The 23,748-nt window shown below is 39.9% G+C and carries 19 protein-coding genes and 2 pseudogenes; 10 read left to right on the top strand and 11 right to left on the bottom strand.

All coding sequences use genetic code 11. From position 1 onward, the window contains the following. Positions 1-37: 37 nt before the first annotated feature. Positions 38-1,162, top strand: a complete 1,125-nt coding sequence (gene hemW / locus M0R16_00205) for a radical SAM family heme chaperone HemW (GenBank protein ID MCK9611307.1) — start codon at positions 38-40, stop codon at positions 1,160-1,162. Positions 1,163-1,295: 133 nt separating this feature from the next. Beyond that, positions 1,296-3,056, top strand: a complete 1,761-nt coding sequence (locus M0R16_00210) for an ABC transporter ATP-binding protein/permease (GenBank protein MCK9611308.1) — start codon at positions 1,296-1,298, stop codon at positions 3,054-3,056. Between the two features lie 186 nt (positions 3,057-3,242). On the opposite strand, the gene M0R16_00215 is transcribed toward M0R16_00210, so the two are convergent. Further along, on the bottom strand, positions 3,243-4,409 hold the full coding sequence (locus M0R16_00215; protein MCK9611309.1) for an endonuclease/exonuclease/phosphatase family protein: 1,167 nt from the start codon (positions 4,407-4,409) through the stop codon (positions 3,243-3,245). A gap of 132 nt (positions 4,410-4,541) precedes the next feature. Here M0R16_00215 and M0R16_00220 point away from each other — a divergent pair, with 132 nt between their 5' ends. Next, complete coding sequence (locus tag M0R16_00220; GenBank protein MCK9611310.1) at positions 4,542-10,142, top strand: MG2 domain-containing protein; 5,601 nt, start codon at positions 4,542-4,544, stop codon at positions 10,140-10,142. A gap of 85 nt (positions 10,143-10,227) precedes the next feature. On the opposite strand, the gene M0R16_00225 is transcribed toward M0R16_00220, so the two are convergent. Beyond that, positions 10,228-11,388, bottom strand: a complete 1,161-nt coding sequence (locus M0R16_00225) for a hypothetical protein (GenBank protein MCK9611311.1) — start codon at positions 11,386-11,388, stop codon at positions 10,228-10,230. A gap of 146 nt (positions 11,389-11,534) precedes the next feature. Here M0R16_00225 and rfbA point away from each other — a divergent pair, with 146 nt between their 5' ends. Both rfbA and M0R16_00235 read left to right on the top strand, forming a co-directional pair. Next, entirely contained in the window at positions 11,535-12,392 is an 858-nt protein-coding gene (gene rfbA, locus M0R16_00230; GenBank protein MCK9611312.1) for a glucose-1-phosphate thymidylyltransferase RfbA, read from the top strand. A gap of 7 nt (positions 12,393-12,399) precedes the next feature. Beyond that, positions 12,400-13,347, top strand: coding sequence for an NAD-dependent epimerase/dehydratase family protein (locus M0R16_00235; GenBank protein MCK9611313.1), 948 nt, complete (start codon positions 12,400-12,402; stop codon positions 13,345-13,347). A gap of 3 nt (positions 13,348-13,350) precedes the next feature. Here the strand turns inward: M0R16_00235 and frr are convergent, their stop codons facing one another. From frr to rplM, 6 genes are all read right to left on the bottom strand, one after another. After that, entirely contained in the window at positions 13,351-13,914 is a 564-nt protein-coding gene (frr, locus tag M0R16_00240; protein MCK9611314.1) for a ribosome recycling factor, read from the bottom strand. Positions 13,915-13,939: 25 nt separating this feature from the next. Further along, positions 13,940-14,650: a UMP kinase gene (gene pyrH / locus M0R16_00245; GenBank protein ID MCK9611315.1), complete on the bottom strand. Its 711-nt coding sequence runs from the start codon at positions 14,648-14,650 to the stop codon at positions 13,940-13,942. A gap of 82 nt (positions 14,651-14,732) precedes the next feature. After that, on the bottom strand, positions 14,733-15,566 hold the full coding sequence (tsf, locus tag M0R16_00250) for a translation elongation factor Ts (GenBank protein MCK9611316.1): 834 nt from the start codon (positions 15,564-15,566) through the stop codon (positions 14,733-14,735). Positions 15,567-15,589: 23 nt separating this feature from the next. After that, complete coding sequence (gene rpsB, locus M0R16_00255) at positions 15,590-16,537, bottom strand: 30S ribosomal protein S2 (protein MCK9611317.1); 948 nt, start codon at positions 16,535-16,537, stop codon at positions 15,590-15,592. A 117-nt stretch (positions 16,538-16,654) separates the two neighbouring features. Then, positions 16,655-17,041: a 30S ribosomal protein S9 gene (gene rpsI / locus M0R16_00260; protein MCK9611318.1), complete on the bottom strand. Its 387-nt coding sequence runs from the start codon at positions 17,039-17,041 to the stop codon at positions 16,655-16,657. A 2-nt stretch (positions 17,042-17,043) separates the two neighbouring features. Next, positions 17,044-17,502, bottom strand: coding sequence for a 50S ribosomal protein L13 (rplM, locus tag M0R16_00265; GenBank protein ID MCK9611319.1), 459 nt, complete (start codon positions 17,500-17,502; stop codon positions 17,044-17,046). Between the two features lie 214 nt (positions 17,503-17,716). Between rplM and M0R16_00270 the strand changes: the two genes are divergently transcribed. From M0R16_00270 to M0R16_00290, 5 genes and pseudogenes are all read left to right on the top strand, one after another. After that, positions 17,717-18,445: an FKBP-type peptidyl-prolyl cis-trans isomerase gene (locus M0R16_00270; GenBank protein MCK9611320.1), complete on the top strand. Its 729-nt coding sequence runs from the start codon at positions 17,717-17,719 to the stop codon at positions 18,443-18,445. A gap of 144 nt (positions 18,446-18,589) precedes the next feature. Then, positions 18,590-18,946 (top strand): annotated as a pseudogene (locus M0R16_00275) (FKBP-type peptidyl-prolyl cis-trans isomerase N-terminal domain-containing protein). Beyond that, positions 18,935-19,306 (top strand): annotated as a pseudogene (locus M0R16_00280) (FKBP-type peptidyl-prolyl cis-trans isomerase). Before M0R16_00275 ends, M0R16_00280 begins: the two co-directional pseudogenes overlap by 12 nt. A gap of 27 nt (positions 19,307-19,333) precedes the next feature. Beyond that, positions 19,334-21,031, top strand: coding sequence for a M2 family metallopeptidase (locus tag M0R16_00285; protein ID MCK9611321.1), 1,698 nt, complete (start codon positions 19,334-19,336; stop codon positions 21,029-21,031). A gap of 105 nt (positions 21,032-21,136) precedes the next feature. Then, a complete protein-coding gene (locus tag M0R16_00290) occupies positions 21,137-21,490 on the top strand; it encodes a DUF3127 domain-containing protein (protein ID MCK9611322.1) in 354 nt (117 codons plus the stop codon). Between the two features lie 13 nt (positions 21,491-21,503). Here the strand turns inward: M0R16_00290 and M0R16_00295 are convergent, their stop codons facing one another. The 3 genes from M0R16_00295 to M0R16_00305 form a co-directional block, all read right to left on the bottom strand. Beyond that, the gene (locus M0R16_00295) at positions 21,504-21,854 is read right to left on the bottom strand and encodes a hypothetical protein (protein ID MCK9611323.1); all 351 of its coding nucleotides are present in this window, start codon (positions 21,852-21,854) and stop codon (positions 21,504-21,506) included. A 375-nt stretch (positions 21,855-22,229) separates the two neighbouring features. Then, positions 22,230-22,592 (bottom strand): hypothetical protein, encoded by a 363-nt coding sequence (locus tag M0R16_00300; protein MCK9611324.1) that lies wholly within the window; start codon positions 22,590-22,592, stop codon positions 22,230-22,232. Positions 22,593-22,733: 141 nt separating this feature from the next. Further along, positions 22,734-23,660 (bottom strand): DMT family transporter, encoded by a 927-nt coding sequence (locus M0R16_00305; GenBank protein MCK9611325.1) that lies wholly within the window; start codon positions 23,658-23,660, stop codon positions 22,734-22,736. Between the last annotated feature and the right edge of the window lie 88 nt (positions 23,661-23,748).

Below are 23,748 nucleotides of genomic sequence, written 5' to 3' on the forward strand. Positions count from 1 at the left end.
AAATCCTCTTTTAATTCATGGTTTCATATAGAACCTGATGGCGGGAATTTACATACATATCCCTTTTTGCAGGCAAAAATGCCACTATTGTAATTTTTATTCCGTCCCATCACTAAAACATTATGTCGAGGTGATACAGGCAATACAAAGGGAATTGCTTTTGCAGAAAAACTATCTCAGTGAAAAAATAAACACCATTTATTTTGGCGGAGGCACACCTTCGATAATGAAAACTGACGACATACAATCCATACTGGAAACCATTTATAAAAATTTTGATGGCAGCTCTGTTTCTGAAATCACCCTGGAAGCTAATCCCGATGATATGGACAGGAAAAAAATACAGGAGCTGAAATATACCGTCGTGAATCGCATCAGCCTGGGGGTGCAGTCTTTTTTTGATGAAGACCTGAAATATCTTAACCGCAGCCACCATGCTGCACAGGCTGATTATGCCGTAAAAGCTCTTCAGGACGGTGGTTTTACAAATATAAGCATTGACCTGATATATGGCATCCCGACACTTGGGTTGAACCGGTGGAAGCAAAACCTTGCAACGGCAGTCCAACTCGGCATTCCCCACATCTCTGCCTATGCGTTGACGGTGGAGCCCAAAACCAATCTGGAGTTTTTTATAAGAAAAGAAAAATTACAGGAGGTGTCTGAAGAAGACGTTGCGGAACAATATAGCTATGCCATGAAATTTTTAAAAGAACGGGAATATGCACATTATGAAATATCCAACTTTGCTATGCCCGGCATGGAATCAAAGCATAACTGTTTGTACTGGGAAGGCGCAAAATATCTGGGCGCAGGGCCTTCGGCACATTCTTATGACGGCAGCTCCAGGCAGTGGAATTGCTGCAACACTGAAAAATATATTGAAGGCATAAAAAACAGAAACATTCCTTGCGAGAAAGAAACACTGACGAAAAATCAAAAATACAATGAATATATCATGACTTCCTTACGTATTGCAAAAGGAGTTGATATGTTTTTTTTGCAACAGAATTTTGGCGATGATTTTCTTAAGAGTTTTACCGGGCTTATGCAGCCGCATCTTGACAAAGGGTTTGCCTTGAAGAGCGGGCATAATGTAGTTTTAACCAATGAGGGCAAATTATTTGCCGACAGGATTGCTGCGGATTTTTTTATTATATAAAATCAGGATAGAAAACATATATAAAATTGTAAATCAATACTTTGAAAGGTGAAAATCGTATGGTCGCAATTTTTAGAAAAGACACTAGTTTTTATTTGAATATCTGGTGTAAGTTTTTTGATACGGCAGCATCATGAAAATACTATGGAAATACATGAAGCCACAGCGATGGCTGATTTTTATCGCTCTTCTTTTGGCAGGCATCAGCCAGTTGTTGAGTTTAGTTGACCCGCTTATATTTGGAAAAATAATAGATGATTATGCAACCCATCCCGGCTTACGTAGCGAAGAGGAATTAGTTCAAGGAGTATTGTTTTGGCTGGGAATTGCTATTGCTATTGCCCTTTTGTCCCGAGCTACGAAATCCATACAGGAATATTTTACCCGTCTTGCCGTTCAGAAATTCGGAATGCAGATTTTTAACGACGGGCTAAAACAGACGCTTCGCCTGTCTTTTCAGGAGTTTGAAGAACAGCGCAGCGGAGAAACCCTATCAGTATTGCAAAAAGTTCGTACCGACACCCAACAGTTCACCAATTCCTTCATTAACATTTTGTTTTCATCGCTTGTGGGCATAGGTTTTCTGGTCTGGTATTCTGTTACCAAAAACTGGATGCTCATACCTGTATTTTTGATAGGCATACTGTTTTTAGGCTCCCTGACCGGACTGCTAAGCAAAAAGATAAAATCCACCCAGCGTTCCATCAATCGTGAAACCAATAAAATGTCGGGTGTTATCACTGAATCCCTACGCAACATCGAACTGGTAAAAAGCCTGGGCCTTACTTTTCCGGAAATAAAACGTTTAAAAGAGCATACGCGGAAAATATTTGACCTGGAGATGGAAAAAGTAAAAAAGGTTCGCACCTTAACATTTTTTCAAGGCTCCATGCTCAGCATATTGAAGCAATCCATTTTGTTTATTTTGCTATGGTTGATATTCAGGAAAGTTTTAACCACCGGGGAACTTATCACTATGCAATTTATTTCAACATCCATATTCGGCCCTTTGCAAGATTTGGGGAATATCATCCTTAGTTACCGGGAAGTGGAAACTTCTGTAAGTCATTTTGACCAATTGATGCAAAAACCGATTGATAAAAGGCCCGAAAACCCTGTGGAAATTGGCAACTTATTATCTGTCTGTTTTCAGAATGTTGTTTTTCGGCACAAAACAGCCACAACCAATGCCATTGATGATATATCATTCAGGGTGCAGACCGGTGAAACCATTGCTTTTGTGGGGCCTTCAGGCTCAGGAAAGTCCACCCTAGTGAAGTTATTAGTTGGATTATACAAACCGATAAAAGGCACGATCAATTTTAATGAATGTTCTTCAACACAAATAAGGTATAATGAGTTACGAAGACAAATAGGGTTTGTAACTCAGGACACACAGTTGTTTGCCGGCACCATAAAGGAAAATTTATTATTTGTGAAACCCGATGCTTCGGATGATGAGATTACAGATGCGCTGAACATGGCTGCCTGTGAGAAGTTGATAAGGAATTCAGCAAAAGGAATAAATACTGTGCTGGGAGAAGGAGGCATGAAATTGTCGGGAGGGGAAAAGCAACGTATTTCTATTGCTAGGGCTATATTACGACAGCCGCGTTTGTTGATATTTGATGAAGCGACCTCGTCACTGGATTCACTGACTGAAGAAGAAATATCTAATACTGTCCGCAGGTTTTCCGGCAGCAGTGAGCGTATCACCATATTAATCGCACACCGTTTATCCACCATAATGCATGCAGATTTAATTTATGTTCTGGAGAAAGGGAAAATAATTGAAAAGGGTTCCCATGACGTACTGATGCTACAGAAAGGTTTATATTATGCTATGTGGCGTCAGCAGATAGGCGAAAGAAAAAATATCGTACTTACTGAATAATCTCAGATTATTATGCGCTTCCTTCAATCGTTGCAACAGGCTTTGTTTTATTTTTATTTTACATGGAGCATTGAACCGCTTTTAGCGAAATGAATAATAAAATAAAGTGCATAAATAGTGAATAAATTTGCCTAAGAAAACTAATGTAAATAATGAAAGAATCACAATTGTTTCACACGCAAAGACTTATTTTTTTCTCTCGTTTTGTTCTTTGTAAAACACAATTGAATCATTCAGAGAATAAATATAATCCAAAGTTTTCTTGCTGCAACCTGCCAGGGGGTCATCATTCAGGCGGATTCGTAAATATACCGGCTGGTGGTCGGAAAATTCAAATCCGTAATCCAGTGTTTTGATTGTTTCAACAATGATATTGGGCGAGACCACAAAAAAATCATAGATGGTGGTCGGCGTGCTGCCATGTTTATATGCGCTTCTCAGGTCGCGGTTGGTGGGGCATGTGCTGTCGCAAGCCCATTGCCAGCCATCGGGCATAAAATTAAAAGGTATTTTGGGCAAGCCTGATTTTTTTACGTAACCCGAAGCAAAACGGAAAGAGTTGTAATTATAAGGATTTTGGTTCCAGTCGCCGCCGGCTATAACAAAATTTCCTTTGGCGTATTCGTTCAGAATAAATCCGCGCAACATCCACATCTCATATTGCCTGAGCCTGTCGGCATCGTCAAAAGCCGAATTGTGCGTGTTGATGACAATCAGTTCTTTGTGATTGCTCAGCAGAAAGCGCTGGATCATAAAGCAACGGTCGAGCATGAATATTTTAAGTGGCCAGGAATAGTTTACAGGGTATGAAAACCTCTCCGAGCTTAAAGGATAATATCGTGAAAATGTAGAAATGCCGGAGACTACTTTTCCCAAAGGTTTAAGCATCGGGGCGGGGACATGTTTCACATTATAATTGACAGCAAAGCTAAAGGTGTAATCCGGTAAAGCTTTTGAAAATAATGCGGCCTGATTCATATAATAGCTTCTTTTTGATGCGGTATCCACTTCCTGCAAAAGAAAAAAGTCCATGCTGTCGTTTTTTGAAAGAAAATCAAAAACTCCGTTCAGATTATTTTGAAATGTTGCTTTATCCGGGCGTACCATTTTCCCTCCGTCGTAAAAAAAATCCATGCTTTCATCCAGCCCGCAGTAGCCCACATTCCATGTGATAAATGTAATATCCCTGCTGTCAATCACAGCATCAGGAGAATTATTCATCACAGCGATATGTTCGGAGGGAACGGGCTGAAAATCGGTAAGTGTAAAATAAACAAACAGTGCCACCAGTCCGGCTATGACAATACAAAAAATTATAAGCAGAATTTTAAGTGATTTTTTTAATGCCCTCATAGATTTTTTTAATAAAAATACAAAATAAAAATTTGACTTATAAAATTTGTTTTAATAAAACTTGTTAGCGCCTGATAATTTTTATATTTTTACATGAATTATCCTTATCTCCTTAACATAAAAATTACCGGTATGGACAAGAAAAAAATCATCCTCATTGGCATTATTACCTTTTTAATTGCTTTTACCATTTATCTTATCAGCAGAGCAAGTACGCAGTCTATAATAAAGGTGAACCCTGCCTTTAAAGAATATGTTGCTGCCTTTACTTCTGGAATTATTTCCACCGAATCAAGCATAAAAGTACGCATGAATTTTGATGTTGCCGATTCTTCCATGTTTGAGAAACCTACAGAGGAGGAATTGTTTGATTTTTCTCCATCCATAAAAGGAAAATCATACTGGATTGATACCCGCACAGTAGAGTTTCGCCCGGATAGCAAGCTGGAGGCCGACAAACTATATACGGCAAAATTCTACCTGTCGAAAGTCATCCATGTGCCCGACAGCATGCGTACCTTTATTTTTCAGTTTCGTACAACAAAACAAGCTTTTGAAGTAAAAGTGGACAATCACAAGGCATACAGCAACAGCAACCTGAAATGGGAAAAGATTAGCGGGACAATTATTACAGCCGATGTGGCCAGTGCAGATGATGTCGCTAAATTATTCGATGTAACACAGGGGAGTAAAAAGCTTAAAGTTACTGTCATGACGGGAAGCGACAAAAAGACTTTCACCTTTGTCATTGACAGCGTGAACCGCGATACCAAAGCCTCCGTAGTGAAAATAAAATGGGACGGCAAGCCCATACTGGCAGATAATAAAGGTTCTTATGATGTTGAAATTCCTTCTATCAATGATTTCAATCTATTTTCCATTGTGGCATCACAAAACCCCGAGCCGGTGGTCAGTTTATTTTTTTCCGACCCCCTGCTTGAGGAACAGGATTTAAACGGCCTGATAACTTTGGGAAATATCAACGACCTGAAATTTGACATTGAAGATAACCAGATAAAAATTTATCCTCCGGGGGAAGTGGGCGGAACACAAGTTATTACAGTATATCAGGCCGTGAAAAACATTAACAGTAAAGAGCTGGGTGAAAAATATGTTGACTCGGTAACATTTGAAGATATAAAGCCCAACATCCGGCTGGTTGGAAACGGGACCATACTGCCCAGCACAAACGGCCTGATATTTCCTTTTGAAGCCGTTAATGTCAACGCTGTGGATGTGAAAATATTCAAAATTTATGAAAACAACATTTCTCAATTTCTGCAGGTAAATGACCTTGATGGCGAAAGAGAAATGTCTCGTGTGGGGAAACTCATACTGAAGAAAAAAATTCAACTGCAGTCGGCAGGGGCACCCGTATTGAATTACGGCAACTGGTCCCGCTATTATATTGACCTTTCCGAACTTATTCAAGCCGAACAGGGGGCTATATACCAGGTTACACTGGGTATTAAAAAAGCCTATTCCACTTATGGCAATTGCACGGAAGTGGATGAGGGAGAAACAGATGAAAATCTTAACTCTTCTTGGGACGAAAGCGTTGAAGACGAGCCCGAAAACTGGTATTATTATGATTATTACGGCTATTATTATGATTATGATGACGACTATTATTATTACGATTGGTATGAGAGAGACGACCCTTGCGAAGACTCCTATTTCAGGAACAAAGTTGTAAGCCGCAATGTACTGGCCACAGACATAGGCATCATAGCCAAAGTGGGCAGCACCGGTGAGCTTCACATATTTACCACCGACCTAGTTGCCGGCAAACCTATGCCTTCGGTATCCATCACGGTGCTGGATTATCAGAGCCAGGAACTCAACAAGGCTCAGACCAATTCCGATGGAGCAGCAGTGATACAGCTGAAAAAAGTACCATACCTGATTGTTGCTGCAAAAGACAATCAGCGTGCTTATTTGAAAATGACGGGTGGCTCGGCCTTGTCGTTAAGCATGTTCGAGGTTGGCGGGGAAGCCGTTCGTAAGGGAATTAAAGGTTTTATATACACAGAACGGGGGGTTTGGCGGCCTGGGGACTCCATTTTCCTGGTTTTTATCCTTGAAGACAAACTGCACAAACTATCGCCAGAAACTCCTGTGGTATTTGACCTTACCAACCCGCGCGGACAAAAGGTACAGCATATCGTGAAAACAAAATCTGTGAACGGCTTTTATGATTTCCGCACCGCCACAGACCCCAATGCGCTTACAGGTTACTGGACAGTGGGCATTCGTGTGGGAGGCTCTTATTTCAGCAAATCCTTGAAAATAGAAACCATAAAACCCAACCGCCTGAAGATAAAACTGGATTTTGGCTCGGATATGATAACCCAGTCTTCCAATGGTACGCTGGAGGCCAAATGGCTCCATGGAGCTGTTGCCCGCAACCTGAAAGCCGATGTAACCGTGGTGCTGAATAAGACCAATACCGTATTTAAAAAATATTCAAGCTTTATTTTTGACGACCCTGCAAAAAGATTTTATTCGGAAACCTATAAGGTTTTTAGCGACAAATTGAACGAGGAAGGTAAGGCTGAGATAATCCCGGACATTGCTGTTTCGAGTTCTGCGCCGGGGGTACTGCGTGCCGGTTTTGAAACCAGGGTGTTTGAACAGGGCGGCGAATTCAGCGTGGACAGGTTTTCATTATTGTATTATCCCTTTGAAACGTATGTGGGAATAAAAACCCCCGAGGGAGAACGCTATTCTTCCATGCTGAATACGGAAAAGAATTATTCCATAGAATTTGTCAATGTGAATACCAAGGGCAGCCCTGTGAAATCGGGCAAGGTACAGGTGGATATCTATAAAGTGAATTGGCGTTGGTGGTGGGACAACTCGGGCTATGATGTAGCAGATTTTGTTCGCAGCCAGTATAATGAACCTTACAAAACATTTGAGCAGGGTTTTGTGAGTGGCAAAGGGCAGTTTAATATTACCATCCCCGATGCTGACTGGGGCCGTTACTTTATCAGAATCACCGACCTTGTCAGCGGGCACAGTACAGGAAAAATTGTGTATTTCGATTGGGCTGACTGGGCAAGCCGTTCCCGTGAAGGCAAAGAAGGCGCCGCCATGCTGATGTTCTCCGCAGATAAAGAAAAATACCAGGTGGGCGATGAAGTAAAACTGACCATACCTTCAAGCGATGGAGCCCGCGCATTAGTTACCATAGAAACAGGAAGCAAAGTGCTGCAGTCACACTGGCTGAACACTGAAAAGGAACAAACAACTTTTAAGTTTACTGTTACAGAAGAAATGGCTCCTAATGTTTATGCCGCAGTTACTATGATACAACCTCACGGCCAGACTGCAAACGATTTGCCCATCAGGCTTTATGGTGTTATTCCAATCATAGTCGAAGACCCCAATACACATCTGCGGCCTGTAATCACCATGAACGATGTACTGCGCCCGGAAGAAAATGCCAGCATAACGATTAAAGAAGAAACAGGAAAAGCCATGACCTATACGGTGGCTATTGTGGATGAAGGATTGCTGGACCTTACAAAATTCACAACACCTGAGCCATGGAATTATTTTTATGCCAAAGAAGCCTTAGGAATAAAAACCTGGGATTTGTATGACTATGTTATGGGAGCTTATGGTGGGCAGCTGGAACGCATTCTAAGCATAGGAGGTGGTGACGACGGTGGCGATGGCCCCTCAAAACGCACCAATCGCTTCAAACCCATGGTGAAGTTCTTTGGGCCTTTTGCCCTGAAGAAAGGCGCTTCCAACACCTATACGTTCAAGATGCCCCAGTATATAGGCTCGGTGCGTGTGATGGTCATTGCCGGACAAGATGGCGCATATGGCAATGCCGAAAAAACTGTGGCGGTCCGCAAGCCGCTGATGCTGCTCGGGACACTGCCGCGCGTGGTAGGACCCGGAGAAACAGTGAGCCTGCCGGTAAGCGTGTTTGCTATGGAGAAATTTGTAAAAAATGTAAACGTTAAACTGACAACCAATGATATGTTTACCATAGAAGACAATCATGTGAAATCCTTGACATTTAAGGAAATTGGCGATGACCTTGTTACATTTAAGTTGAAGGTAAAAGAAGCTTCAGGAATTGGTAAGGTTAAAATAAATGCCAGCAGCGGAAAGGAAACAGCCGTCTATGAGATAGAAATTGATGTGCGCAATCCCAACCCGGAAATAACAGAGGTAATTGCCGATGTCATAAAAAGCGGCAAATCATGGAGCGCCGATTATATACCTGTCGGCATTGCCGGAACAAATAAGGGCGTTATAGAGGTGTCGTCCATACCGCCTATTAACCTTGAAAAAAGACTTAAGTACCTTATTTCATATCCCTATGGCTGCATAGAACAAACTACTTCAGCAGCTTTTCCACAGTTGTTTCTTGCCAACCTGATGGAGCTTGACGATAGTAAGAAAAAAAGTATAGAACGCAACATCAAGGCTGCTATAAACCGCATCAGCTCATTTCAGACTCCTTCCGGAGGGTTTTCTTACTGGCCGGGCTACAGCGAAGCAGACCAATGGTCCAGCTGCTATGCAGGGCATTTTCTGCTCGAAGCGAAGGATTTAGGTTATAATGTTTCTCCAACAATATTGAAAAGATGGGAAAAATATCAAAAAAATATTGCCAAACAATGGACTCCTGCGTTTTCGAAATATTATGAATATTCCGACGTAGTGCAGGCTTACCGTCTTTATACCCTGGCACTGGCTAAAGTCCCGGATTTAGGCTCAATGAACCTGCTGAAAGAACAAAAAAACCTCAGCATACAGGCACGCTGGCGGTTGGCAGCAGCATACCAGTTGGCAGGCCATAGCAACATAGCAAAACAAATGGTGGCGAATGCATCCACCATAATTAAACCTTATAAAGAACTTAGTTTTAGCTATGGTTGTGACGAACGTGACCGTGCCATGATTGTGGAAGCCTTGTCGTTACTTGATATGAGAAGTAAAGCGGCGCCCATTGTGAATATCATCTCATCGCGCCTTAGCAAAGACCAATGGATGAGTACCCAGACAACAGCTTACTGCCTGCTGGCTATTTCCAAATACGTGGGCAGCGCCGGAATGAGCCCTCTGGACTTCACCTATACCCTGAATAATGGCACTGCGGTGAATAAAAAATCTGCCAAGCCTGTGGCAACTATTGAGCTGGATATGAAAAAATCAACGCAAAAAGGCAAGCTGAAAATAAAAAATAACGGCAAGGTTATGTTGTATGCCAGGCTCATACTCACCGGTATTCCTGCGGCAGGAGAAGAAAAAGCCGGCGAAAGCAACCTGAAAATTGAAGTAGAATATAAGAGCCTAAATGGTGAAAAGATAGATGTAAGCAAACTGGAACAGGGGACTGATTTTATGGCTGAAGTAAGCATAACCAACCCCGGGTTGATGGGATATTATTATAATATGGCTTTGTCACACATCTTCCCGTCGGGATGGGAGATACACAACACACGCATGGATGAATCATACGGGCGTGTAACGATGTCATCGTATGACTATCAGGATTTCCGCGACGACAGGGTTTATACCTTTTTCAGCATAAAGAGCAATGATAAGAAGATTTACAAGGTGCTGCTCAACGCCAGTTACCTTGGGCGTTTTTATATGCCGACAGTAAGTTGCGCCGCCATGTATGACGATGCCATTTACGCACGTACCAAAGGACAATGGGTGGAGGTGGTGCCTTATAATGATAAGGCGACGGCAGAAAAATGAAGAAATTATGAATAATAAACAAGGAATATCGAATGATGGAATGACAAAAAACTTCGAACCTTGACCCTTTGTTCAATATTCGATATTATTTTATCAGGTAAGATTTGTTTCTTATCACATTTTTCACTGCTTTCTGCAGGTATTCATTGGCCATCATTATCATATCAAAATCAGAAGGAAAAGGTAGCGGACCGTTACCTAAGCGTTTTTTAGTCTCGGCGGATAAGGCTCTCAGATCGCCGTTGGCAATAAGATAGCCATTGCTGAAAACCGAATTGGCAGTGATATTTTCAGAGTTCATGAGTTGTTTGGTGATGTTGTTGTAATGCTCCACTTTACCTGATAACACAGCTTCTTTGTTTTGCTGTATTTCTTTTAGCATGCAGCTCACTTTAATATAACGAGGAATTTTGATGTCGTTGCCGGCGCTGTCGTGCATCACATTGCCGTGGTTGTCAAGCTGGTAAGTCCAGCCGTCCTGTATTTCTTTTGATTCTATCCAGTTTTTTTCCCTGATTCTTTCGGGAGAAACATCTATAACTTTAAGATTAAGCAGTATGGTATAATCGTAATTTATACCTTCCACTTCTTTTGAATCATACCTTACCCAGCGGGTTTCCGCATCCGAGAGGGTAATTTTCATGAATTCATATTCAAAATCCTGAGGTAATAATGCATAGCTGCTGTTCTTAATATAAAAAATTACATTGGTCGTGCCCAGAGCAATAGCTTTGTTTATTTGTGCATCCAGGTCCCTGTAATCTTTATAGTGTTTTTTTATTTTCATGAATTCGTCATATGCCTGCCGGGCGGAAAATTTGTCATTTTGAGACAATAATTTTAGTCCCAAGGCATAATAGTAATCACATGCTTTTTTTTCGGCTTCTATAAGGTCGGTGTCGTAGTTAACAATCTCAAAACCTACAGATGCCAGTATTTGTCCGGGCAGGTTTTTCACCAAATCCTGGCGGGTTTTCAGCTGAAAATAATTCTGATAAATTTCTTCCCATATCTCGGGCTTACCTGTTTTGCGCAGAAATTCAATTCTGTCGGTATTCTGTATATTTGCCTTTTTAAAAGCCTGTGAAAGCACCCAGATTTCTTTCGCATTGTCGGGCTTTTTCATCAGTTTACTAACGGCTTTTTTAGTTGCCATGCTGAAATCGCCTCTTTCGAGGTACTTCTTCGAAGAAGTACATCCTGCAGCCAGAAACAGGGTAAGCAGTATAATTATTTTTGTTTTCATGGCCTTGGTTATTTATGGTTAACAATTATGTAACAATAAAAACAAAATTTAAGCCAAAAAGCATTTTTTTCAAAGATAGCTTTATTTGTAACTTTTTTTTGCTTTTATCGTAACTTTGCTAAAATATATTATATATTGCATTGCATATGAAAGGAATAATTCTGGCAGGCGGCTCCGGGACTCGCTTATATCCACTTACCATTGCCATGAGTAAGCAGATGATGCCGATATACGACAAACCCATGATTTATTACCCATTGTCGGTGCTGATGATGGCAGGTATTTCAGAGATTCTTATTATTTCCACCCCGTACGACCTTCCGAATTTTGAAAAGTTGTTAGGAGACGGACGTGAATTGGGATGCAATTTTACTTATGCGGTTCAGGAAGTCCCGAACGGGCTGGCACAGGCATTTATCATCGGCGAAGAATTTATCGGGAAAGAAAAGGTTGCCATGATACTGGGTGATAATATTTTTTACGGTGCAGGCTTGCAGAAGTTATTACAGGAGAACAACAACCCCGAAGGAGGTGTTGTGTTTGCCTATCATGTTACCGATCCTCAACGTTACGGTGTCGTGGAATTTGATAAAAAACTCAAAGCCATTTCCATAGAGGAAAAACCTAAAAACCCCAAATCAAACTTTGCCGTTCCGGGATTATATTTTTATGATAACCATGTTATCGAAATTGCAAAAAAAATAAAACCCAGCAAGAGGGGGGAATATGAGATAACCGATATTAATAAATATTATCTTGAACAAAACAATCTTAAAGTTGCCATATTAACTAGGGGTACTGCCTGGCTTGATACCGGTACTTTTGCTTCATTACTGCAGGCTTCACAATTTGTTCAGGTTATTGAAGACAGGCAGGGGCTGAAGATAGGGTGTATAGAAGAAGTGGCATATCGTTTGGGGTTTATCAATGTTTCACAACTCAAGGTTTTGGCTGAGAAATATATCAAATCGGGTTATGGCGAATACCTAATGTCTATAATATAATTCAGATATGAGAACAATATTAATTACTGGCGGTGCAGGATTTATAGGAAGCTGCCTAGCGGAAAAGCTTATCGGTGATCCCGAAAATTACGTAGTGCTGATTGACAACCTATCCACAGGCGAGTTGTCCAAACTGCCAAAGATGCCTCAGAAAAACTGGCGTTTCATCAAATGCGATGTTAATGACTATGAAGACATTTCCGCAGTGATGCTTGCTTTTCCTTTTGAATATATTTTTCATTATGCTGCTGTCGTAGGTGTGCAACGCACTCAGCTGAACCCAGTAAATGTCCTTAACGACATCAAGGGTATTCATCATATCCTGACTTTAAGCAAAAATACCTCTGTGAAACGTGTTTATTTTTCGTCTTCATCCGAAGTATATGGCGAACCTGTTGACCTACCGCAGAATGAATATACAACTCCGCTTAATTCACGTGTGCCTTATGCTGTTGTTAAAAATGTCGGAGAAGCATATCTGAAATCCTATAAAAAAGAATTCGGGCTTGATTACACTATTTTCCGCTTCTTTAATACTTACGGACCCAAACAAAGCAAGGATTTTGTCATGTCGCGCTTTATTGGCCTGGCGTTAAAAAATCAAAATATTTCCATTTACGGCGATGGCAGTCAATCGCGCACCTTCTGTTATATTGACGATAACGTTGAGGCCTGTTACAACAGCTATATGAATACTGTACTTAAAAATAACAACTCCAACGAAATAATCAATATCGGAAACGATATAGAAATTTCGATATTAGACCTTGCAAATAGAATTATTGCAATGACAAATTCGTCTTCCAAAATAATTTATAAACCACCTCTTGAAGAAGGCGACATGAACAGAAGGCTACCTGATATTACAAAAATGAAAAAACTCCTGGGCAGGCCTTTGTTGTCTATAGAGGAGGGTATTAGAAAAATTATTAAGATGCCTGAACTCCTGAAATAAAGCCTATACCGTCATAATATCTTTTTCTTTCTGAGCCAATAGTTTATCAATTCTATCAATAAAATTGTCCGTTAATTCCTGGATTTTACTTTCTGCTTTTTTTACAGCATCTTCAGGCACACCTTCTTTTTCCAGTTTTTTCAGTGATTCGTTTGAAGTACGGCGTATGTTTCGGATGGCTACTTTTGCATTTTCGCCTTCAGCTTTGGCTTTTTTTGCAAGTTCTTTACGCCGTTCTTCTGTCAGCGGAGGAACAATAATTCGTAGTATTTCCCCGTCGTTTTTTGGATTGAATCCCAAGTTGGCAGCCATAATAGCTTTTTCAATCACCGGCAGCATATTTTTGTCCCAGGGTTGTACAATGATTTGTTTCGGGTCGGGGGTGTTGATGTTTGAAACCTGTTCCAGGGGTGTCATCACGCCATAATAATCAATTTTGATACAGTCGAGCATTTGTGCACTTGATTTTCCGGTGCGTATTTTTTGTAGTTCCCGCTCCAGATGAGTTATTGCAATCTGCATACTTTCGGCAGTTTCTTCAAGAACAAAATCTAATTCCTCTGACATGGTATAAATATTTTTGATTGATTACTTATTTTTTTGTAACATAGGTGCCCACAGTTTTACCTTGAATAATTTTCAGCAAGTTATCTTTCACATTCATATTAAAAACCACCAGGGGCATATTGTTATCTCTGCAGAGAGCAAAAGCAGTCATGTCCATCACTTCAAGGTTTTTTTCCAGGGCTTCATCAAAGCTGAGTTGTTTGTATTGTTTGGCCAAAGGATTTTTCTCAGGGTCTGAATCATAGATTCCGTTTACCCTGGTGCCTTTAAGTATCACATCGGCATTGATTTCGAGTGCGCGGAGCACTGCAGCCGTGTCTGTAGTGAAAAAAGGGTTTCCTGTGCCTCCTGCAATAATCACCACTTCTCCTTTTTCCAGATGTTTACAAATTCTGCTGCTACTGGTAAGTTCACATACAGGATTTATTTGAAGCCCGGAAAGCAGTTTGCATTTTATTCCTGCATTTTCAAAGGCCGACTGAAGCGCCAAACCGTTTATGACAGTAGCAAGCATGCCCATATAATCGCCATGCACGCGGCTGATGTTCATATTATTGCCTTTCAGTCCCCTGAAGATATTTCCTCCCCCGATAACAACAGCTATCTGGACTTGTTTTTCTAGCGCTTTACGGATTTCTTCCATAAAAAAAACTATACTTGATGCACTCAACCCATAGGATTTCTCTCCCGTCAATGCTTCGCCGCTTAATTTCAATAATATTCTTTTATATTTCATGGCATAAAATTCTGTTGATGCAAAAATAAAAAAAAAGAGAGAACTACAGCCCTCTCTTTAATAATTGGTGATAAGTTTAAGATTATCTTACCGACACTCTTTTGAAGTCCACTATTTTCAGTTCTTTGTCATGATCCGACAAATATTGGCTGACGGTTTTTTTATTGTCTTTAATAAATTCCTGATTTAAAAGGGTGTTTTCTTTAAAAAATTTATTGAGTTTCCCCATGGCAATTTTTTCGAGCATGTCTTCGGGTTTGCCTTCCTGGCGAGCCTGTTCTTTTCCTATTTCCATTTCATGCTCAATAATCTCAGGAGCTACATTGTCTTTGTCAAGTGCAATGGGATTCATGGCGGCGATTTGCATCACGACATCTTTTCCCAGTATGTCAATTTCGTTAACATTGTTTTTATTGAATCCGACAATAGCCGAAAGTTTATCTCCGTTATGATTATATATGGATACTTTAGGGGCATTAACAAACTGGTAGTCGCCGAGCTCTATTTTTTCACCTGTTTTTCCCATGTAATCGCTGATGTGCTCTGCCACGGTGCGATTGTTGAAACTCAAGGCTTTTAATTCTTCGATAGTGTTGGGTTTCTTGTCCAGCGCCACTTCTGAAATAGCTTTGGCTATATCGGTGAACTCCTGGTTTTTTGCCACAAAATCCGTTTCGCAATTCAGCATCACAACGATACCGAAATTCTGCGAATCGGAAGTTTTTGCAATGACGATGCCTTCGTTAGTTTCACGGTCTGAGCGTTTGTTGGCAACTTTTTGTCCTTTCTTGCGAAGATAGTCAATGGCTTTTTCAAAATCTCCATCAGTTTCTACGAGAGCGTTTTTACAGTCCATCATACCTGCGCCGGTTGCTTTTCTCAATTTATTGACATCGGCTGCTGTTATATTTGCCATAGTAATGTTGGTTTTTAGGTTAATTATTTTTTTGAGATGTTTTTCTTTCCCGGTGCCGGTTTTTTAACATTTTTATCCATAGGTTTCCGGACTTTCTTAATATCATTGCCGGCCTCTTTGTCTTCAGTTTCTGGAGCTTTAGTCCCAATGTCTTTTTTTAAAGCAGCTTTCTTAAGTTTTTTAGCTTCTTCTTCTTCTTCCTGTTCTTCAATGGTTTTCAGGCTGGCTTTTTCGATGATGATTTCATCCGTTTCTTCTTCCTCTTCCTGTTTGTCTTTGGTAACCTTACGTTCGGCAATCCCTTCTTCAATAGCGGAAATCATCATAGAAAGAATGAGTGTGATGGATTTGGAAGCATCGTCATTCGCTGGTATAGGATAATCCACCTCGTTGGGGTTAGAATTAGTATCCACAATGGCAAAAGTTGGGATGTTCAATTTTTTTGCTTCATTAACAGCTATTTTTTCTTTCAGAATGTCAACAATGAAGATGGCAGATGGAAGTCGTGTCAGGTCGGCGATGCTGCCTAAGTTTTTTTCAAGTTTAGCACGTTCGCGGATGATTTGCAGGCGTTCACGCTTTGAAATTTTTACAAAGGTATTGTCGTTTTTCATTTTGTCGATGGAAGCCATTTTCCTTACGGCTTTGCGGATGGTGGCAAAATTTGTGAGCATACCCCCCGGCCAGCGTTCGGTAACATATGGCATTCCAACTCTTTTTACTAGCTCGGCAACGATTTCTTTAGCCTGTTTTTTAGTGGCGACAAATAAAATCTTTTTTCCTGACTTTGCAATTTGATTTAAAGCAGCTGCAGCTTCTTCCGCTTTGGCGATGGTTTTGTAAAGGTCAATGATGTGGATGCCGTTGCGCTCCATAAAAATATAAGGAGCCATGGCCGGATTCCACTTTCTTTTCAGATGGCCAAAGTGTACTCCGGCATCCAGAAGTTCTTCAAATGATAATTTATTCATAATGTAGATTTTTGAGGTTGTTTACTTTCTTTTTTACTTTTTTAAAGTCAATTGCCCGGTAGCATCACAAATGGATAGTCCTGGCAATTTAGATACTAAACATAGGACCAGACAAGCCTAACGTTTGCTGAACTGGAATCTTTTTCTTGCTTTTTTCTGTCCGGGTTTTTTGCGTTCAACCATTCTGGGGTCTCTGCGAAGCAAGAGTTTGGGTTTTAATATAGTGCGGTTTTCTTCATTTAATTTGCATAAGCCTCTGGAAATGGCCAGCGACAATGCTTCTGCCTGCCCTTTCGTCCCTCCTCCGGAAATGGTAACCTGCAGATCGTATTTGTCGGATGTGCTTGTAAGGTCAAGAGGTTGTTTAACAACATATTGTAAGGTAGGTGTTGGAAAGTATTCTTTGAAATCTTTTTTGTTAACGAGTATATTTCCACTTCCTTCTTTGAAAAATACACGCGCAACGGCTGTTTTTCTTCTTCCTATGGTGTGAATTACTTCCATAATTATTTAATAATAGTGTTTATATTAACTTTGTTTGGGTTCTGGCCTTGATGGGGATGTTCCTGCCCGGCATAAACAAAAAGATGCCTGAACATTTCACTGCCCAGCTTGGTTTTTGGCAGCATTCCTTTTATGGCAAGTTCCAGAATTTTTTCAGGTTTTTTTGCCAGATATTGCTCCGGAGTTGTAAGACGCTGTCCACCGGGGTAGCCTGTATGCCTAACATATTCTTTTTCAGTAAGCTTGCTTCCGGTAAGCTTTATTTTTTCAGCATTTATAATTATTACATTATCGCCGCAGTTAAGGTTGGGAGTATAATAAGGCTTATGTTTACCCCTTAAAATGAAGGCAACTTTACTTGCAAAGCGCCCTAAAACCTCGTTTTCTGCATCAACCATCAGCCAATCTTTAACAATGATATCTTTATTGGCTGAGCGTGTTTTATAACTTGTTGTATCCATCATTACATTGATTTTCAGTGTCAATAAGCGTTTTTAAACAAAATCGGGGTGCAAATGTACGTTTTTTTTTTCAATTAGCAAATTTACTGACATTTTTATGTTAATAATTTTTCTACGTCTTTAATTTAATGGCATAAAAAAATAAAAATCCCGTATTTATGTATTTATTTTTACATTTGCAAAAAATTTCATGTTTCATTTAAAAACAATTATTATGAAAAAGGTTTTATTATCAGCTGTTTCCATTATTGTTGTTATGTTTTTTATGGTTTCATGCAACTCAGGCGGCAAAGTGAGCCTGAAAACCCAGGACGATTCGGTGGCTTATGTTATCGGTGCTAATATTGGAGAAAACCTAAAAAGAAACATCACAAACGATTCATTAAATTTCAGCACGGAAGCATTGGTTCAGGGGTTTAAAGATGCGCTTGAAGGTATTGACAGCAATATATTTACGAAAGAAGACAAACAAAATATTATGATGAATTTCCAGAAGCAACTTCAGGAAAAACAGAACGAAAAAGCCATGAAAGCTGCCGAGCCTAATAAAATTGCAGGCGCTAATTTCCTTCAGGAAAACAAAAAGCAACCCGGTATCATCGAAACCAGCAGCGGCCTTCAATACAAAGTGGTGAAAGCAGGAACAGGTAAAACCCCGAAAGCTACCGATAACGTTACTGTTAATTATGAAGGGAAACTGATTAGCGGAGAAATATTTGATTCTTCTTATGACCGCAACAAGCCCGAGACTTTCAATGTGTCTCAGGTCATCAGAGGCTGGACCGAAGGTCTGATGCTGATGAAAGAAGGCGGCTCTTATGAGTTGTTTATCCCTTCTGATCTTGCTTACGGCGACCAGGGCAATGCCAAAATACCCGGAGGCTCAGCATTAATTTTTAAAGTGGAACTGTTAAAAGTGGAAGAAGAAGCTGCAACTAAATAATTTCATATTTCATCTGCATAACAAGGCTAAGATTTCTAACAAGTTTAAAATATTTATAAGCCGTTACAACAAAGTAACGGCTTTTTTTATTTTAATAATTTTGAAGATTGACAGATAATTTTAATTTTGCAAAAAAAACATTTTATGAAAAAAGCCTTAAAATTAATTTTCATTTTTTCTTTCTCAGCATTAATAACAGTTTCATGCAAAACCACAAAAAACACTCACACTCAGGCCGTGGTTCTTAAAACCTTTAATGACACAATTAGCTATATTATTGGTGCAGATGTGGGAGGAAACCTGAAAAAAAGCGAAGTGGAAATAAACAACGACATTTTCTTCCATGCATTTAATCAGGGGTATAATCAACACGACACATTATTATCTAAGGAAGTTCGTTCACAAATTATGAATAAATTTCAAAGAGAGCATAGTTTAAAACAGCAATCCAGAAACCTTGCCGAAGCTCAGAAAAACAAATTATCAGCTCAGGCCTTCCTTGAAGAGAATAAAAAGAAACCCGACATCGTGGAGCTGCCCAGCGGATTACAATATAAGATTATTAAACAGGGCGATGGTTCCAAACCCGGTCCTGAAGATGAAGTTACTGTTCATTACGAAGGCAGGCTGCTCGATGGAACTATATTCGATTCCTCATACGAACGTGGCGAGCCGATATCTTTCAGCCTCAACGGCGTGATTAAAGGATGGACAGAAGGATTGCAACTGATGAATACCGGCTCCACTTATGAATTGTTTATCCCCTCCGAACTGGCATACGGCGAAAGGGGAGTAGGACAGATACCCGGCGGAGCCATGCTGATATTCAAAGTGGAATTAATATCAATAAATAATAAATAACCCTTTATCAAACAAAAAGCATGAATTATGAAAAAAAATGTATTGACGATACTATCCGTAGTGTCGCTTGTAATTTGTTTATGGTTTTTTACAGGCTGTGATAACGCACAAAAAAAATCAGAGATGGAATTTACAGAGTTTGTTAAAAGTTTAGAAGCAAAATACGTTCCTTTATATAAGGAAGTTTGTATGGCCTCTTGGAGTGCTGAAACTACAGGCGATGAGGAAGCATATAAAAAGTCAGCGGAACTGGAATTTAAAATGTCACAAATTTTTGCAGACAAAAATGATTTCGAAAAAGTAAAAAAATTCAAAGAATCCGGAACGATAAAAGACGACTTGCTCAAACGCCAGTTAGATGTCATATACAATGCATTCCTGAGCGAACAGATTGATACGGCTAAGACCAAAGCCATGATTGATATGCAGTCGAAAATTTCGCAAAAATTCAATACGTTCCGTCCGGTGGTGGGCGGCGACACCCTGTCCGACAACCAGGTGGATTCGATATTGCGTACTTCAACCGACAGCAAACTGCTTATGAAAACATGGATGGCTTCAAAAAAATCAGGAGCCAATGTGGCTGAGGATGTAAAAAAACTCGTAGCTATGAGAAACGAAGCTGCCAAAGAACTGGGCTTTAATAACTATCATGAAATGAGCTTAAAATTAAGCGAACAAGACCCCGCAGAGATAGAAAAGCTTTTCGACGAACTCGACAGCCTAACGCGCGATGCTTTTGCGCTGCTGAAAAACGACATTGACAGTTTCTTCGCCGACAGGTATAAAGTGAAAAAGGAAGAACTTATGCCCTGGCATTATCAGAATCGTTTTTTTCAGGAAGCCCCGAATATTTACCCTGTTGAACTGGATGTGTATTACAAGGGAAAGGATATTATCGAGGTCACTAAAAATTATTACAAAAGCATAGGTATGGACATTGATGATATGCTGGCAAAAAGTGATATGTTTGAGAGAAAAGGGAAAAACCAGCACGCTTTCTGTATGGATGTTGATAAGGAAGGTGATGTACGCGTACTGTGCAATACCGTTCATAATTCCTACTGGATGAACACCCTGCTGCATGAATTCGGCCATGCCGTATATTCAAAATATACCGACAGGGCGCTTCCATTCTTCCTGCGCGACGCCGCTCACACTTTCACAACGGAAGCTGTCGCCATGTTTTTCGGCAGGCTTTCAACCAACCCGCAGTGGATGGTAGAAAACCTGGGGATATCACAAACAGAAGCTCAGAAAATTGCCGAAGATTGCTATAAAACCCTTCGCCTCGAGCAGCTTACATTCAGCCGCTGGGCACAGGTGATGTATCGTTTTGAAAAAACTATGTATGAAAATCCTGAACAAGACCTTAATGCCACATGGTGGAACCTGGTGGAAAAATACCAGCTTCTGAAACGCCCCGAAGGTCGTAATGAACCCGACTGGGCTTCAAAAATACATGTGGCGCTTTATCCCTGCTATTATCACAACTATCTGATGGGTGAACTACTGGCCTCACAATTCTCCTATTATATTGCTCAAAATTATTACAAGGCGGAAGATTTAAAAAATATCAGTTTCAGCAAGAATAATGAAGTTGGCAAGTTTATGATTGATAAAGTTTTTACACCGGGCATGAGGTACGAATGGAATATCATGATTGAAAGAGCCACAGGAGAGAAACTGACAGCAAAATATTATGCCAGACAGTTTGTGAACTAAATCAATGTAAGTTTTTAAAAAGGGCGGTAATTAAATTTACTGCCCTTTTTTGTATACTGTATTTTAAAAAAAACTACTTTTAAAAAATTTTTTTATTTATATTTTATGGAAATTACAGGTAAGATAATTCAGATTTTCCCGGCACAAAAGGGCACTTCCGCAAAGGGCGAATGGAAAAAGCAGGAGTTTATTCTTGAAACCCAGACTTCGTTTCCTAAAAAAATATGTTTTGCCAGCTGGAACGATAAAGTAGACCTGAGCAGGGATTATAAAGATGATCTGGTAAAAGTGTTTTTTGATATTGAAAGCCGTGAATATAATGGGAAATGGTACACAGATGTCAGGCCCTGGAAATTGGAAACTGCCGGCCAAAACGAGCAAACAATGAAAGATAGCAAGCCATTTGAAAACACTGACCAGCCTTCTGAAAATGAAGTTGATGACGGATTGCCGTTCTAAAAACTGTGTTGTTTCAGAATATCTTTTCTCCTGAAAGAATCATGGCTGTGAAGACAAAGCCATATATGGATAATATCGCCGCCTGAACAATTCCAACAATTCCAAGGATAAATGCAACAAGTGTTTTTGCAAAAGAACCTCCGTGGTATTTTTGTTTGTTGCTTCTGAAAAGGTCCATCCCCCTGCGGCCTTTTGAAAGTCCGATAATAGATAATACAAGCCCGACTATACATGCTGCAATTCCTATAATCGGTATCATAAAGAATAAGCTGAGTGCATTGCCCCATATGCTATAGGTCAGAGCCGAAGAAGCTTCAGGGAGCAATTCTTTTTCAGCCGAAGATGAAGTAGCAATTTCTTCCATATTAAACTAAAATTTTAAAATAAAACGTGAATAAAAATGCCAGGACAAAGCAAATAACAGAAATAATTAAGCCGGTAATACCTGAATAGAAACCGGCATTTGCATTCTGAAAGTAAATTTTTTTAGAATTTTCCTGATTTTGGATGAAGAGTTTTTTTGATTTTTTGCCAAGGATAATAGCTGTTAAAGCTAAAATTATCGCCAGCAGGCAAATAAAAATCCCAAACACAGGCACCCAGAAAAACCAGCAAATACATAGGGACAACGTCCCTACTATAAGTGCTGCCAGGGCTCTGTATTTGGGATGTTGCATAAAAATATTTTATGCTTAAGTTCTTAAATAAAAAAGATGATTTTCTAAAAAACAATAAAGGTTTAGAAAAACCTATCTCCTACGGCTATTGTCACAATGATTGATATGATTATAAAAATAGCATTAAGTATGAGACCGATAAGTCCTAAAATTTTACCTGCTTTTGCAAGACCTAATGACCCCTTTTTATATTGGTCAGGAGTCTGGTTATAAAGATTTATTGCATTCTTACCTTTATTCATAGCAATAATGCCAAAGATAAGGCACATGATACATAAAATTATGCCTACAATTGGTATCATGAAATACCAACAAAAAACCAGAGAAATAATTCCAAAAACAAGAGAAATTATAGCTCCCGGAATAGGTGGTACTCCTTGTGCTGGCGGAGTTGCCTGTGGTTGTGTGTTCATGTTTTCTTCCATATTTAAAATTTTTAAATTAATATTATAGGCAAAGAAAATATATTTTATTGCTAAAAACAAGTTTTTGTGAAATTTTAACAGCCATTCGCAATCAGAGCGGTTTATAATGCAGGTAAACGGCTGAAATGCTCAATATTGTTCTTAAAGCGATATTTTTTTCCCTGCCCTAAAATTCACAAGAAAAACACCGAGTAAAATAACTGCTATCCAGAGAATGTAAGTCGGATCAAAAACTTCTTCATCAGCGATGCCCCAAAAAACAGCAACCACAGGTATCAGGTACGTTACAGAAGCAGCAAAAAGCACCCCTGAATTCTTGATGAGCTGGTTGTAAAGTATCAGCGCCAGCCCCGAGCCGAAAATGCCGAGCAGGGCAATGTAGCCTAATCCTTGCCATGCTTTAGGCGATGCTGTTAATGAAGGCACAAAATCAGTAAATAAAAACAATACCGTTACTGCGGGAATACCTATTATCAGAAAGGCAAAAGAAGTGATGGTTACGGCATCGGTATCTTCCAGGTATCTTTTTACAATATTGATGTTGATGGCATAAAGCAATGTGGCAATAATTACATAAATGCCATAACTGAAATTGAAATCAAGAGATTTATTGCCGCTGATGCTCATCAGGCCGATGGTGCCTGCTAAAGCGATAAAAACACCTCCAATGTTCACCCACCGGGCCTTATAGCTGAAAAACATCATGCCAACAAGCAAGGTGAAAAGCGGCGTTAAAGAATTCAACACCCCCGCAAGTGAGCTGTCGATACCTGTCTGTGCCTTGGCAAACAGAAAGGCAGGGATGCCATTGCCGATGATACCCACCAGCGCAATATACCCCAGTTTTTTCTTATTTATTTTTTTTATAGAGCTAATTACAAAGGGAACTAAAAAAACAAAAGCAAAACTGATACGCAGTAAGGCAAGTTGTATATGTGAAAAATATCCTAGCCCCCGCTTCATAAGAATGAAAGAGCTGCCCCATATTAAAACAAGAGTGGTCAGTATCAGCCATCCAATAATTGTTTTTTGATTATTATTTTCTATCTTTCTCCTATGTGTCCACACAATATCTATTCCCTTGCGTTTAAAAAAACTTTTTTTACCTCACAGGGCACAAAGTTTATCCCGCCTATGTTTCCTATGTGGTTGAAAA

The organism is Bacteroidales bacterium, from assembly GCA_023228145.1.
Taxonomy (GTDB): Bacteria; Bacteroidota; Bacteroidia; order Bacteroidales; family CAIWKO01; genus CAIWKO01.

Coding starts and splice junctions, on each gene's coding strand:
- hemW (MCK9611307.1), top strand. CDS start 38: ATGGCGGGAATTTACATACATATCCCTTTTTGCAGGCAAAAATGCCAC.
- M0R16_00210 (MCK9611308.1), top strand. CDS start 1,296: ATGAAAATACTATGGAAATACATGAAGCCACAGCGATGGCTGATTTTT.
- M0R16_00215 (MCK9611309.1), bottom strand. CDS start 4,409: ATGAGGGCATTAAAAAAATCACTTAAAATTCTGCTTATAATTTTTTGT.
- M0R16_00220 (MCK9611310.1), top strand. CDS start 4,542: ATGGACAAGAAAAAAATCATCCTCATTGGCATTATTACCTTTTTAATT.
- M0R16_00225 (MCK9611311.1), bottom strand. CDS start 11,388: ATGAAAACAAAAATAATTATACTGCTTACCCTGTTTCTGGCTGCAGGA.
- rfbA (MCK9611312.1), top strand. CDS start 11,535: ATGAAAGGAATAATTCTGGCAGGCGGCTCCGGGACTCGCTTATATCCA.
- M0R16_00235 (MCK9611313.1), top strand. CDS start 12,400: ATGAGAACAATATTAATTACTGGCGGTGCAGGATTTATAGGAAGCTGC.
- frr (MCK9611314.1), bottom strand. CDS start 13,914: ATGTCAGAGGAATTAGATTTTGTTCTTGAAGAAACTGCCGAAAGTATG.
- pyrH (MCK9611315.1), bottom strand. CDS start 14,650: ATGAAATATAAAAGAATATTATTGAAATTAAGCGGCGAAGCATTGACG.
- tsf (MCK9611316.1), bottom strand. CDS start 15,566: ATGGCAAATATAACAGCAGCCGATGTCAATAAATTGAGAAAAGCAACC.
- rpsB (MCK9611317.1), bottom strand. CDS start 16,537: ATGAATAAATTATCATTTGAAGAACTTCTGGATGCCGGAGTACACTTT.
- rpsI (MCK9611318.1), bottom strand. CDS start 17,041: ATGGAAGTAATTCACACCATAGGAAGAAGAAAAACAGCCGTTGCGCGT.
- rplM (MCK9611319.1), bottom strand. CDS start 17,502: ATGGATACAACAAGTTATAAAACACGCTCAGCCAATAAAGATATCATT.
- M0R16_00270 (MCK9611320.1), top strand. CDS start 17,717: ATGAAAAAGGTTTTATTATCAGCTGTTTCCATTATTGTTGTTATGTTT.
- M0R16_00285 (MCK9611321.1), top strand. CDS start 19,334: ATGAAAAAAAATGTATTGACGATACTATCCGTAGTGTCGCTTGTAATT.
- M0R16_00290 (MCK9611322.1), top strand. CDS start 21,137: ATGGAAATTACAGGTAAGATAATTCAGATTTTCCCGGCACAAAAGGGC.
- M0R16_00295 (MCK9611323.1), bottom strand. CDS start 21,854: ATGGAAGAAATTGCTACTTCATCTTCGGCTGAAAAAGAATTGCTCCCT.
- M0R16_00300 (MCK9611324.1), bottom strand. CDS start 22,592: ATGGAAGAAAACATGAACACACAACCACAGGCAACTCCGCCAGCACAA.